Below are 12,745 nucleotides of genomic sequence, written 5' to 3'. Positions count from 1 at the left end.
AGCATTCGCCGTCGATCGCCGGATCGACCGGGCCCAGGCCCCAGCGCGTCGAAATGCTGGTTCAAGTCCAGTCCGCACAGCTCGATGTGCGGTGGTCCAAAGGCAGGACGCGACGACTTAACGACTGATCTGGGTTCTCAAGCGTGCCGGCGTGTGAATGTGGACGGCATCACAGGGCCCGGGGGCAGGCTACGCCCCCGGGCCCGCCTGCGTTCAACGGGGAGTTGCGTTCATAAAGAACGCGGCTTTCCGGCCAACCGTCACATCCCGGTAACACAATCCTCCCGTTCGCTCCAACGACGCGATCTACCGTGGAAACCACAACCCGTAATTCGGCCACCGTCGCCCGAAGGCCCACCCCCGGCCCTCGCCGAGACGACAGGAGCCCAGCCCCCGTGTCCCGCCCCACCGCCCGCACCGGTGATCGCCGCCCCTTCGCCCTCCCGCCCTGGCTCGCCCACACCCTCCGCGCCCAGCGCGGCCCCATCCCCTGGAGCGCAGTCGTGCGCGGTGCTCTCGCCGCCGGGCCGCTCCTCCTCGCGGCGGTGCTCCTCGACCGCACCTCCCTCGGTGTCGTCGCCGCCATCGCCGCCATGCTCGCCGGGATCAACGACCGGCCCGGCAGCCGGCGCGCCTCTGTCAAGCGGCTCGGGGTGCCCGCGCTCGCGGGGGCCGGTGGGCTGCTCGCCGGGACGTATGCCGGGGAGCATGTCGGAGCGGTCGTGCTCACCCTCCTGCTCACCGGCATCGGGCTTCTCGCCGGCGGCATCAGCGCCGTCGGGCCCGTCGCCTCCGGTGCCGGGACGCAGCTGCTCGTCGCCTCCGCGATCGGGGCCGGGATGCCGGTCCCGGAGGCGGGATGGCTGCGGGCCCTTGCCTTTCTCGCGGGCGCCGGGTGGCTGCTCGCCCTGCGGCTGCTGCTCCCCACCCCCGGTGCCACCGCCGGTGACTTCCGGTTCGACGGGGAGCGGGATGCCGTAGCGGCCGTGTACGACGCCGTGGCCGATCTGCTCGATGCGGCGGGCTCGGAGGACGGCATCGCGCGCCGTGCCGCGCTGACCGCGGCCCTCGACCATGCGCAGGACGCCCTCGCCGGCCCCCGGCTGCGGCGTTACGCCTCCTCGTCCGCGGAGCGGCGGCTGCACGCGCAGTACGCCGCCGCCCTCCCTCTCGCAGAGGCCGCGACGGCTCTCGCGTGGGCCGGGGAGGCCGTCAGCGGGCGGGCATCCGAAGGGCCCCGGCGGCTCGCGGCCGCCGTACGGGAGAACACGCACACCGGGCCGCTGCCCGCACCCCACCGCTCGGCTCCCGCCCTGCGCGCCCTCGACGACGCCCTGCTGCACGCCGCCGACGCCTTCGACCAGGGAGAAGGGGGCGACCTGCACACCCGTCGGCGTACGGCCAAGGACCTTTTCCGTATCGCCTTCGGGGCCGGCGGGCGGGAGTACGGGCTGCGGGTCGCCCTGTGCTTCGGGGCCAGCGCGGCCGTGGCGCAGGCTCTGCACCACGCCCGCTGGTACGGGCAGCACGCGCACTGGTACTGGCTGCCCGCCACCGCCGTCTTCCTCGTCAAGCCCGACCTCGGGCCGCTCGTCTCGCGGGTGCTGTGCCGGGCGGCCGGGACGGTGCTGGGGGCCCTCGTCTTCGCCGGGTTCGCCGCCGTGCTGCCCCGGCCCGAGGGGCTCGTCGCGCTCGTGGCCGTCAGCGGGGCTCTCATCCCCGTCGCCACCCGGCACTTCGCCGCGCAGACCGCCGTCGTCACGGTGCTCGTGCTCGCCCTGGTGATGGTCGGCGGGGAGCCGCAGGCCTCCGCCGGCCGGATCGGTGAGACCCTGCTGGCCTGCGTGATCGTCCTCATCGTCGGGCATCTGCCGATGCCGGGGCAGCGGGGCGGGACGGTGCAGGCCCGGCTCGTCGCGGCGGGCAGCGCCGCGCACGCCTACCTCGCCCATGTTCTGCGTGAGGCCCGCGACCCGATGGCCGGCCCCGACTCCCGGGCCACCCGCTGGACCCTCCGCCGTGAGGCCTACCGCACACTCGCCGAAGCCCACACCGCCATCGCCCTCGCCGCCGCCGAACTCCCCGCACTCGCCCGCCACTCGGAGGGCGCGGACGACGTCGTCGCCATCCTCGAACAGCTCGTCGACACGACCACCGCCTGTGCCGTGCAACTGGACGACTCGGGGCGTCTGCCCGCCCGCCACCGGGAGCAACTCGCCGAGCTGCTGGGGCAGTTCGAGAAGGGGCGCGAACGGACGGGGCTACGCCTGCCCGAGCTGCCCCGCGCCGTGTAGGACCCGCGCCGCCACCGCCTTCACGGCAGCAGCCGCCGCTCCTTCGCCACCGCCACCGCCCCCGCCCGCGTCTCCACCCCCAACTTGCCGTAGATCCGTCCCAGATGGGTCTTCACCGTCGCCTCGCTGATGAACAGGGCCCGGGCGATCTCCCGGTTGCCCAGGCCGCGGGCCAGCTGGCCGAGGATGTCGTGTTCGCGTGCGGAGAGGGTGGGGCGCGGGCTGCGCAGCTGGGCCAGGAGGCGGTCGGCGACCGGCGCCGACAGAGCCGTACGACCGAAAGCGGCACTGCGGATCGCCGCGAAGAGCTCGTCCGGGCGTTCCGCCTTCAGCAGATATCCCGTGGCGCCTGCCTCGATGGCGCGGGTGATGTCGGCGTCGGTGTCGAACATGGTCAACACCAGCACGCGTGTGGCCCCTTCAGCGGTCAGCCGCCTGGTGGCCGTCACTCCGTCCATGCCCTCGCCGAGCTGGAGGTCCATCAGGACGACATCGGGGTGCAGGCGTGCCGCCATGGCGAGTGCCTCCTCGCCGCTGCCCGCCTCGCCGACCACCTGGATGCCGTCGGCGCTCGACAGCAGTGCGCGCAGGCCGGCCCGTACCACCGCGTGGTCGTCGCAGAGGAGGAGACGGACGGGAGTACTCACGAGACCGCCTCCTGCACAGTCAGCGGGATCGCGGCCGACACGACCGTGCCCTCGCCCGGTGTCGACTCCACCGTGAGGGTGCCGCCCGACTGGCGGGCCCGGATGCGCATGGCCGGCAGACCGTGGCCGCGTGTCCGGTCCGCGCCAGTGGGGGCCGCGGTCGCATCGAACCCGCGCCCGTTGTCTGCCACATCCAGCGAGATCTGATCGTCCAGGCAGGTCAGCGTCAGCGCGGCACGGGTCGCTGCCGCGTGTTCTCGTACGTTGGCCAGGGCGCCCTGGGCGATGCGCAGGAGGGCGGCCTCCACCTGCTCGGGGAGCCGGTGCGGGTCGCCGTCGAGCCGGAACGCCACCGTCAGGCCGGGGCCGCTCTCCCGCTCGGCGAGCGCGCTCAGCGCCGTGGGCAGCGAGTGCTCCGCGAGGTCGGCCGGGGCCAGGTCGTGGACGAAACGACGGGCCTCGGCGAGGCTGCGGGAGGTGATTCCGGCCGCCTTGCGGATGTGTGCGCCGGCCGCGTCCGGGTCCGTTTCCCATACCCGCTCCGCGGCCTGCAACAGCATCTGCTGGCTGGACAGGCCCTGCGCCAGCGTGTCGTGGATCTCCGTCGACAGGCGTTGCCGTTCCGCCAGCACGCCCGCCCGGCGCTCGGTCGCCGCCAGCTCCCGGCGCGTTTGGACCAGGTCGTCGATCAGCGCACGCTGCCGGGTCGCCTGGCGCTGCAGATGGACGAAGACGGCGGTGGCGACCGCGGCCACGGCCACCGGGGCCACCACCATGTTGGGGTTCAACGGGCCGCCCGCCACCCGGACTTCGGAGACCACGACCAACGTGGTGAGTACGGCGGCCAGCGGCACCGCGATCCTCGGCGGCAACGCGTACAGGCCGGCGAACAGCAGAGGCATCGCACACCACGTGGCGCTCGGCGCGAGGGCCAGAAGCGTGACCCAGACCGCGGACACCGAAGCCAGCCAGGTCAGATGGCGTGTGGTGGGCGCGGTTCCGGCGCGCGGAGGCGGGGCGAGGAAGTGGCCGAGCACGTAGAGCACCCCGAAGGCCGCGAACAGCGCCACCCCCCATCCGGCCCGCGCACCGTCCTGGTCGCGGGACAGGTAACGGACGAACGACGAGCACAGCAGCAGAAAGAACGCGGCATGCACGACCGCGGTCAGCCGGCGCTCGTCCCCGTCGGTGGTGTTCTCCATGCTCCGTGTCTAACGCGGCATGCCGTGGATCGCATCAACCGATCGGCTGACATCGCGATCGCCCGAACGGCGCGCAGAGCAGCACCTCTCGACCGAGCGGGACCCGCCGCCCGCGCCCCGAGGCTTGCATCAGCCCCCGCACCGCCACCTCGGAAAGGCAACGGCCGATGCCCGCCAAAAACCTCACCGCCAACCGCGCCGCCCTCACCCACCGCATCACCTACGCCCTGCGCCACCCCGACCGCGTGCCCCGCCATCTGGCCCGCGCCGCCCGGGACCTGTGGCTCAGCCACCGCCACCCCGACCACATCTCCTACTACCGCGCCGTGATGCGCTCCGACACCCGCGCCGACCCGGACGCGGCCGTCGGCAGCCGCAGCCGGGAGCGCTGGCTGGCGCTCGGCGCGATGCAGTTCGACTACCTCGTCGGCCACGGACTGAAGCCCGAGCACCGCATGCTGGAGATCGGCTGCGGCAATCTGCGCGGCGGCTGGCGGTTCATCCGTCATCTGGAGCCGGGCCACTACTACGGCATCGACATCTCGCCCGACATCCTCGTCGCCGCGCAGGACACGGTCGTGGCCATGGGGCTGGAGAAACGGCTGCCCACCCTCACCCCGGTACGCGACCTGACGCTGCGCTTCCTGCCCGACGCCCACTTCGACGTCGTACACGCGCACAGCGTCTTCTCGCACTCCCCGCTGTCCGTCATCGAGGAGTGTCTGGCCCACGTCGGGCGGGTGCTCGCGCCGGGCGGCTGGTTCGACTTCACCTTCGACCGCACGGAGGGGGAGGAGCACCACGTGCTGCGGGAGGACTTCTACTACCGCACCGAGACGCTCCTCGCGCTGGCCGAGAGGCACGGGCTGCGGGCCCGGTTCATGGCGGACTGGGAGGAGCTGCCGCACGGGCAGTCCAAGATCCGGGTCATGGCGGGCTGAACTCCTCGGGCAACCGGCCCACAGGCCGTGGGCCGGTCGGGCGAACTCCCGGCCGCGACTGCGGCGCCCGTCGGCCGGCGCACCCCAGTCTGCGACTGGCGCCACACCGGTGGCGCATGCCGCAGTCCAAGGAGAGGCTCATGCCCCGACTCCCGCACCTGGCCGGTATCGCCGCGACCGCCGTCGCCCTCGGCCTGCTCGCATCGGCCCCCGCGTCCGGCGACGCACCGATCGTGTCGCAGCCGCGCGTCGTCGCCCACTTCGCCTTCGACGCCGGGGAGACACCCGAGAACATCGCGCTCGAACCCGACGGCTCCGCCGAGCTGACCTTCGCCTTCGCCCGCCAGGTCGCCAACGTCACCCGGCACGGCGGCATCCGCAGACGGGTCACCCTGCCCGCCGTGGCGAACCCGAACACCCCCATCGTCCACAACGCCATCGTCCTCGGCGTCGCCCGCGCCCACGGCGGGACGCTCTACGTCAACTACGCCACCGGCAGCAGCGAGACCGGGATCTGGCGCATCTCACCCGACGGCGGCGCGCCCCGGCAGATTGCGCAGTTGCCGGCGGACGGACTGCCCAACGGCCTTGCCCTCGACGAGCAGCGGGGCGCGCTCTACGCGGCCGACTCGGTGCTGGGAACCGTATGGCGGGTCCCGGTGACGGGAGGCCGGAGCACCGCCTGGGCCAGGTCGACGGCCCTCGCGCCGGTCCCGTCCGGAACCGGCTTCGGGGTCAACGGGATCAAGGTCCATGACGGCGCCGTCTGGGCGTCCAACACCGACCGCGGGACGCTGCTGCGCATCCCCGTACACCGAGACGGCTCCGCGGGCACGGTCGGGATCCGGGCGACAGGGCTCGACGGCATCGACGACTTCGCGTTCACCACACGCCACGGGAACACCGTCCTCGCCGCGTTGAACGGCACCAGCCAGGTCGTGGTGGTGCGCCCGGACGGCAGCCACAGCGTCGTGCTCACAGCGCAGGACGGGCTCTCCAACCCCACCTCCGTGGCCGTGCGGGGCCGGACGGTCCATGTCCCCAGCGCTTCGTACTTCGCCGCGGTGAAGGACCCGAACCTGCTACTCGCCCACCTGAACCACGGATAGGGGCACTCACGGCCCCACGCGCACCCACACCGGCGCATGGTCCGACCCCGGCTTGCCCCGCCGGTCCGCCGGATCCGGCCCCACCGAGGGCAGCCGCAACAACCCCTCGCCCGGCAGGCCCGTCCCCGCCGCCGTCACCCGCTTCACCAGGCGGTGGCCGGCCAGGATGTGGTCGATCAGTTCGCGGCGCCCGGAGTTGATGCGGGAGTAGCGCTGCTCGGCGGGGATCAGCGGGGCCACGTCCCACAGCCGTTCCGCATCGCCCTGGTCGGGATGGTCGTAGCCCGGTGTGCCGATCTCCGAGCCGGGCGGGCCGAGCAGGATCTGCGTGGTCGCGGCCTGCACCTCGTCGTTCAGGTCGCCCAGTACGGCGACGTCCCGATCGCGTCCGTCCCCGGCAAGCAGGGTGTCGGCCAGCGCGCGCAGGGTCGTCGCCTCGGCTGCCCGCCGGTAGAGGGCGTAGGCGCCGTAGCGGGCCCGTTCGCCCTCGTCATGGGGGAAGAAACGGTTTCCCGGATAGGTCAGCAGCTTCGACTTGAGGTGGGCCACGGCCACCCGCAGCGGGCCGAAGTCCGTCGCCACCTCGACCGCCAGGAAGCCACGCCCCGCCGCCGACACCGGCGCACCGGAGTCGTCCTCCTGCACGGGCCGCAGCTTCGCCGGGAACGCGTTCGTGTCGGCCACCACCTCCACCGCCGTACGGCTGAGGAAGCCGACCCGGATGCCCCGGCCGTCCGGATGCCCGGACAGCGCGACATGCCAGTCGCCGTCCAGCATGCCGACCAGGTCGTCCAGCGCCTCGGGCTCGCCGACCTCCTGCACGCCGAGCAGCGCCGGGTCGAGCTCCGTGATCACGGCGGCGAGGGAGGCGAGCTTGGTCTCGTAGGCCGCCTTGTCCTTGGGCCCGAAGGGGCCGCCGGGCCGGTACAGGTTCTCCAGGTTCCAGGTGCCGAGGAGCATGCCGGGCCCCTTCCAGAAGCCGTGCGGCGAGCTGTGGTGAGGACAGGGTCCCCGAGACCGGCCCATTCCGCGACCGGGCGGGACAGGATGCGCGGTTCGGCTCACGCCACCTGACGACGGCGTCGTACGTTGGCGGGATGACCGACTCTCCCGCCGATCTCGTCATCACCGGCTGCACCGTCCTCGTGCACGACGATCGGGGACGGGTCGGGTTCGAGGAGGACGCCGCCGTCGTCGTACGGGACGGGGTCGTCGAGTCGGTGACGGCCGCCTCCGCGGTCGAGCACCTCGCCGCGGCCGAGCGCATCGACGGGTGCGGCCAGGTCGCCATGCCCGGCCTGATCAACTGCCACACACACGCCCCGATGGTCGCGCTGCGTGGTGTTGCCGAGGACCTGCCCACCGAGGAGTGGTTCAACGACGTCGTCTGGCCCGTCGAGTCCAACCTCACCGAAAAGGATGTGGAGTTGGGGGCGCGGCTCGCCTGCGCCGAGATGATCCGCGGCGGCGTCACCTGTTTTGCGGACCACTACTTCGCCATGGACGCGGTCGCCGCCGTGGTCGAGGAGTGCGGGATCCGGGCCCATCTGGGGGAGGCGTACTTCTCCTCCCAGGGGCCCCAAGGGCGGGAGAAATCCCTGGAGTTCGCGCTACGACACCGGGGCGGCGCCGGCGGTCGCATCACCACCGCGCTCGCCCCGCACGCGCCGTACACCGTCGACGACGCCGACCTCACCGCCACCGCCGAACTCGCCCGCACGCACGGCCTGCCCGTCCACCTCCACGCCGCCGAGAACCGCGACCAGACCGACGTCAGCCTCGAACGCCACGGCGTCACCCCGATCGAGGTCCTCGAGCGCACCGGCATCCTCGACACCGACGTTCTCATCGCCCACGGCACCGGCATCACCGAGCGCGACCTGCCCGTGCTCGAACGCGCCGCAGGCCGGGTGGCCGTCGCCACCGCGCCCCGCGGATACCTCAAGTTCGCCTGGCCCACCACCACGCCCATCCGTGCCCTGCGCGCAATCGGCGTCCCCGTCGGGCTCGCCACGGACGGCGCCGCCTCCAACAACTCCCTCGACGTGTGGGAGTCGATGGCGCTCACCGCCCTCATCCAGAAGCAGACCACCGGCGACCCCCGCTGGCTGACAGCCCGTCAAGCCCTGCATCACGCAACACTGCAGAGCGCCCGTGCGGTCGGCCTCGGCGACACTCTCGGCACCCTCGCCCCCGGCCGGCGCGCGGACATCGTCCTCGTCGACCTCACCGGTCCGCACACGCAGCCCGTCCACGACCTCGCCGCCACCCTCGTGCACAGCGCCCGCTCCTGCGACGTACGGACGACGATCGTCGACGGACGGGTACTGATGCGGGATCGGGAGCTGCTCACCCTCGATGTCCCGGCGGTGGTACGGGAGCTGGGGGAGCGAATGCCCGCACTCCTCGATCGCAGCCATGGCCGCCGGATCCAGGATTACAAGACCTAGAAATCGGCCCAGGAGAAGCGTTTTGGCGCCAACCGCGGGTGATCGGGCAGTCGCGCTAAGTGGTTTCACGCTACACAGGAAGGCCGGGACGTACGGGACGTACCCGTCTGACGGGAGGCCGGCCGGTGGAGCTCACGATCGACGTGGCGGTGCTGCTCGCTGTCGTCATCTTCGTGCGAGCACGGCGCAAGCCGCTGGCCCGCAGCCGTTCCGACGCGTGGCTGACCGTCTTTCTCGCCCTGGCCTTCGGCGTTCTGATCGCCCCGACCGCCTTCGGCCAGGGCGTCTTCCACGTCGTCGGCCAACTCGCTCAGGGGGTCACGCGGTCGGCCAACCCGTGAGTCCCGGTGCCCTGCGCTGATCCCATGGATCCCGCTGACACGACGGCGTACGCACGACCCTGGCCGACCGTCCCGTCGGGCACCTCTGTACGCCGAGTACGAGGAATAAAACAGAAAGTAGTCGATATGTGGCCGGGATCTTCACTAAGTGACCGGATCCTCACACTCCGCGGTGAACGAGTGTCAACTACGTCTCAGTCCGGCAACTGAGCGAGGCGTTCAGCCCCTGGAAGGCGTTAACTCCTACAAGTACGACGCTTTCTGGAGGTGCAGGATGGTGAACGGGCGAACAGTGCTCGAACGCTTTCCCGCGGGCGGGCCGCGGGGATCGTGGCCGGCCGAGGAGTTCGCGCATGCGCGGCGCCTGGAAGGGCTGGCCGCGGAAGTCGTCATGGACCTTGCGACGGACATGTTTCTCGTGGTCGTCCGCGGCGAGGCGACCGTCGACGCGGTCGCCTGACCGCTCCGCACCGGCGCCGGCTCAGCCGGGCTTCGGCACCGGCGCCGTGTACTGCTCGGCCTGGAGCGAGTACAGCTCCGCGTAGATACCGCCGCTCGCCAGCAGCTCGTCCGGGGTGCCGGACTCCGCGAGGCGGCCCTGGTCGAGGACGTGCACGAGGTCGGCGTGGCGTACGGACGCCAGCCGGTGGGTGATCAGCACGACGGTCTGTCCGGCCGAGGCCAGGGCGCGGATCTTCTCGAAGACCTCCAGCTCGGCGCGCGCGTCCAGGGCCGCCGTCGGCTCGTCCACGACCAGGATCCGGCCGCGCCGGTAGGCGGCCCGTGCCACGCCGAGCCGCTGCCACTGGCCACCGGACAGCTCGTGGCCGCCGTTGAACTGGCGGGCCAGCAGCGTGTCCAGGCCGCGCGGCAGATCGGCCACCACGTCCTCGGCGCCGGCCTCGGTGAGCGACGTGGTCATGCGCTCCTCGGTGAGGGGCGCGGAGGAGCGGCCGATGGCCACGTTGACGCGGGCCGTGAACGGCCAGCGCTTGAAGTCCTGGGCCACCATCGCGACCCGCTCGGCGAGCTGGTGCCGGTCCGCGGTCGCCGCGTCGACGCCGTCCCACAGGATCCGGCCGCCGTCCGGCTTGTACAGGCCCGCGAGCAGCTTGATCAAAGTGGTCTTGCCGGAGCCGTTCTCACCGACCAGCGCGACGATCCGGCCCAGCGGGAGGGTGAGCGTGATGTCGTCGAGGGCGGGGCGGGTGGACTCTCCCGGGTAGCTGAACGTGACGTTCTCGAAGCGGATCTCCCGCGGGTCCTCGGGCAGCGGGTCGCCGCCGACCGGGATCGCCCGCTCGGCCGCCTCGACGTACAGCTTCTGCAGATCGCCCACGAACAGGGCGTCCTCGTGGAGCGAGTTGACCGCCACGACCAGGTTGTCCAGGCTCGACGAGCCGGTGCGGATCGCGATCACCGCCGTACCGGCCACGGACAGGGCCATCGCCCCGGCGAGCAGGAGTCCGCCGAGCGTCGCATACGTCGCCACGTTCGCCAGGCCCGTCCAGGCCGCGGCGATCAGCCCGGTGCGTGCCGCAAGGCGGGCCAGCCGCGCCTGCTCGGCCTCCGCCGTCTCCGACATGGCGTGATAGTGCCGCAGCAGGAAGGGGCCGACGCCGTGCACCCGGATCTCGGGCGCCGCGGCCGGTTCGGTGAGCAGGCCGCTGAGCAGGTAGCCGGCCCGGGCATGCTGCACCCAGGTGTGCCAGGACTCGTAGCGCCGCCGGGCGTTCGTCAGCGCGCTCCACGCGGTCGGCAGCGTCATCGTCGCCAGCAGCGGGAGCAGCACGGGGTGCAGCACGGTCAGCACCCCCGCCGCCGCGATCAGCGAGATCAGCGCGCTCACCACGCGCGTGGAGTACGAGATCATCCGCCGTGCCGATCCGGCGCCGTACTGCGCGGTGTCCAGCAGCTTGTGGAAGGCGTGGTCCTCGATCGCGGCCAGCTCGACCGCCGCGGCGCGCTCCAGATACAGCTCGGTCGCGACCCGCTCCACCTTGGGCTCAAGGCGTCCGGTCGCATACGTCGACGCACCCCGCAGCAGCGCTCCGAGCAGGGCCACGGCGGCCATCGCGGCCAGCACCGGTACGGCGTCGCGCAGCCGGTCCCCGATCGCACCGCCGCCGATCAGCCGCCCCAGCACGCTGTTCATGGCGAGCAGGCCCACCGCCTGGGCCGCACCCCGGCCCGCCTCGGCCGCCAGCACGATCCGCGCCGCCCGCCGGTCGGCCTGCCAGGCGAGCCGGAAACTGGAGCAGAGCAGGGCCGGCAGCCGCGTCACCATGGCCCGGAAGTTCAGCTCCAAAAACGCGTCCCGGTGCTGGTTCCAGCCCAGGTCGTAGCGCAACGGCCCACCGAAGAGCAGCTGTTCCGACTCGGAGACCTCGGGCGGGCCGTCGCCGCGCTTCTTCTCCCGCCTGCCCGAGCCCCGTGCCTTCCCGCGGCCGCCCGAGTCCCGTGATTCCGCCACGTCGGCCTCCCCCGATCCACGTCGACGAACGGCCACTATCGCGGGACCGGACCCTCCGGGGGAGAGCGCATGCCGCGGTGGGACGAGCGCGCGGGCGTGCGCCCTGCAAGGGCGCGATGTTTACGCAACCACGCGGGTCATGCGACGGCCGGCCGCGACCACGTCGGCGTCGTCCCCGTCACCCTGCACAGCGCCAGATACAGCGGGATCGGCGGGGTGTAGGGGAGTGTGCCGGTCGGCCGGTGGATGAGGTCGGGGACCGCCGGGGCGTCCGGAACTAGCGCCCCGGCGGCGTACTGCGCGGGCGTCGGCCACTCCAGTGCGTAGTCGGAGTCGGACGGGACGAGCCACCACCAGTGCGCCGCATCGGCGTACACGCACCCCACGCGCGGCAGCCGGGACAGCACCAGCGGGCCGAAGCGGGCGGGCACCTCCACCGCGTCACAGCCCATCGGGGCCGTCATGCCGTCCGGCACGGGCAGCCGCCGGGGCGTGCCCGGCGTGCGCACTCCGCGCCGGAGGCGGACCAGCGTGTCCAGGCTCAGCACCCGGCCGCCGGGGGCAGCACTCACCGCCATGCGGCCCCCGTCCCGTGCTGCCCGTGGCGTGCGTCCCCACCGTGCGGTGCGGCCGCCTCGTCCTCGTCGCCCGAACCGCCGGCCGGGCCCGGCTTGGGGCGGGCTCCCCAGCCCAGGTCGTTGCAGGGCCCGCAGTCATGGCGGGGCGTATCGGCCTGGCGCGGCAGCTCCGCCCAGACCAGCAGCCCCGGACCGTGCTCATGGGCGCCCCATGCGTCGCACAGCGCGTCGACGAGGAGCAAACCCCTCCCGTGCTCCTCCTCGGGCCGCGCCCGCGACGCACGGGGCGCACCCGGGGAGCAGCCCTTGTCACGCACGGCTATGCGCACCAGTTCGTCGCCGTCGCGCAGCTCGCAGACGATGTGACTGCTCGCTGTGTGCACGAGGGCGTTGGTGACCAGCTCGGTGATGACCAGAGCCGCGGTGTCGCAGATGTCCTCGCACACCGACCAGACGTTCAGCCGGGCCCTCGTCAGGCGTCTGGCCTGCGCGGGAGAAGCCGGGTGCGCGGCCAGCTCGAAGCGGAACCGGCGCTCGGCAGGGGCCCCCTCGTGGCGTGCACCGAGGCTGTGGGGGCGGCCTTCGGCGGCGTCTGTTCCTAAGGGCGCGGACGGAATCACGCTTGCCACTATCGCCCCGGCGTGAACACTTGGCAAGTGTCACTCTGAAAATTGCAGAGTGCCCTGTGACGGTGTGGAAGGCCGTGGCAC

Annotated in this window: 12 protein-coding genes; 6 read left to right on the top strand and 6 right to left on the bottom strand. The window is 72.6% G+C overall.

Going from position 1 to position 12,745, the window contains the following annotated elements:
* Positions 1–395: 395 nt before the first annotated feature.
* A complete protein-coding gene (locus tag EDD92_RS12980) occupies positions 396–2,294 on the top strand; it encodes an FUSC family protein (RefSeq protein ID WP_123964448.1) in 1,899 nt (632 codons plus the stop codon).
* 20 nt (positions 2,295–2,314) lie between these two features.
* Here the strand turns inward: EDD92_RS12980 and EDD92_RS12975 are convergent, their stop codons facing one another.
* Positions 2,315–2,941, bottom strand: a complete 627-nt coding sequence (locus tag EDD92_RS12975; protein ID WP_123964447.1) for a response regulator transcription factor — start codon at positions 2,939–2,941, stop codon at positions 2,315–2,317.
* Positions 2,938–4,143, bottom strand: a complete 1,206-nt coding sequence (locus tag EDD92_RS12970) for a sensor histidine kinase (protein ID WP_123964446.1) — start codon at positions 4,141–4,143, stop codon at positions 2,938–2,940. Before EDD92_RS12970 ends, EDD92_RS12975 begins: the two co-directional genes overlap by 4 nt.
* A 167-nt stretch (positions 4,144–4,310) precedes the next feature.
* On the opposite strand from EDD92_RS12970, the gene EDD92_RS12965 reads away from it, so the two are divergent.
* A complete protein-coding gene (locus EDD92_RS12965; protein ID WP_123964445.1) occupies positions 4,311–5,084 on the top strand; it encodes a class I SAM-dependent methyltransferase in 774 nt (257 codons plus the stop codon).
* A gap of 140 nt (positions 5,085–5,224) precedes the next feature.
* Positions 5,225–6,193 carry an SMP-30/gluconolactonase/LRE family protein gene (locus EDD92_RS12960; protein WP_123964444.1) on the top strand — a complete coding sequence of 323 codons (969 nt, stop codon included), beginning with the start codon at positions 5,225–5,227 and terminating at the stop codon, positions 6,191–6,193.
* Positions 6,194–6,199: 6 nt separating this feature from the next.
* Here EDD92_RS12960 and EDD92_RS12955 read toward each other — a convergent pair whose 3' ends face one another.
* Positions 6,200–7,153, bottom strand: coding sequence for an endonuclease/exonuclease/phosphatase family protein (locus tag EDD92_RS12955; RefSeq protein ID WP_123964443.1), 954 nt, complete (start codon positions 7,151–7,153; stop codon positions 6,200–6,202).
* A gap of 137 nt (positions 7,154–7,290) precedes the next feature.
* Between EDD92_RS12955 and EDD92_RS12950 the strand changes: the two genes are divergently transcribed.
* The 3 genes from EDD92_RS12950 (at position 7,291) to EDD92_RS12940 (ending at position 9,444) form a co-directional block, all read left to right on the top strand.
* Complete coding sequence (locus EDD92_RS12950) at positions 7,291–8,643, top strand: amidohydrolase (RefSeq protein WP_123964442.1); 1,353 nt, start codon at positions 7,291–7,293, stop codon at positions 8,641–8,643.
* A gap of 125 nt (positions 8,644–8,768) precedes the next feature.
* A complete protein-coding gene (locus tag EDD92_RS12945; RefSeq protein WP_123964441.1) occupies positions 8,769–8,984 on the top strand; it encodes a hypothetical protein in 216 nt (71 codons plus the stop codon).
* A gap of 274 nt (positions 8,985–9,258) precedes the next feature.
* A complete protein-coding gene (locus EDD92_RS12940) occupies positions 9,259–9,444 on the top strand; it encodes a hypothetical protein (RefSeq protein WP_123964440.1) in 186 nt (61 codons plus the stop codon).
* Positions 9,445–9,465: 21 nt separating this feature from the next.
* On the opposite strand, the gene EDD92_RS12935 is transcribed toward EDD92_RS12940, so the two are convergent.
* From EDD92_RS12935 to EDD92_RS12925, 3 genes are all read right to left on the bottom strand, one after another.
* On the bottom strand, positions 9,466–11,322 hold the full coding sequence (locus EDD92_RS12935) for an ABC transporter ATP-binding protein (protein ID WP_185124407.1): 1,857 nt from the start codon (positions 11,320–11,322) through the stop codon (positions 9,466–9,468).
* Positions 11,323–11,594: 272 nt separating this feature from the next.
* Positions 11,595–12,035, bottom strand: coding sequence for a hypothetical protein (locus EDD92_RS12930; RefSeq protein ID WP_123964438.1), 441 nt, complete (start codon positions 12,033–12,035; stop codon positions 11,595–11,597).
* Entirely contained in the window at positions 12,026–12,664 is a 639-nt protein-coding gene (locus EDD92_RS12925) for an ATP-binding protein (RefSeq protein WP_123964437.1), read from the bottom strand. The genes EDD92_RS12930 and EDD92_RS12925 overlap by 10 nt, the downstream gene beginning before the upstream one ends.
* Positions 12,665–12,745: the final 81 nt, after the last annotated feature.

This window comes from Streptomyces sp. TLI_185 (assembly GCF_003814765.1).
Classification (GTDB): Bacteria; Actinomycetota; Actinomycetes; order Streptomycetales; family Streptomycetaceae; genus Streptomyces.
The sequence above is the reverse complement of the archived record's forward strand: the minus strand, read 5'-3'. Positions and strand labels throughout refer to the sequence as shown.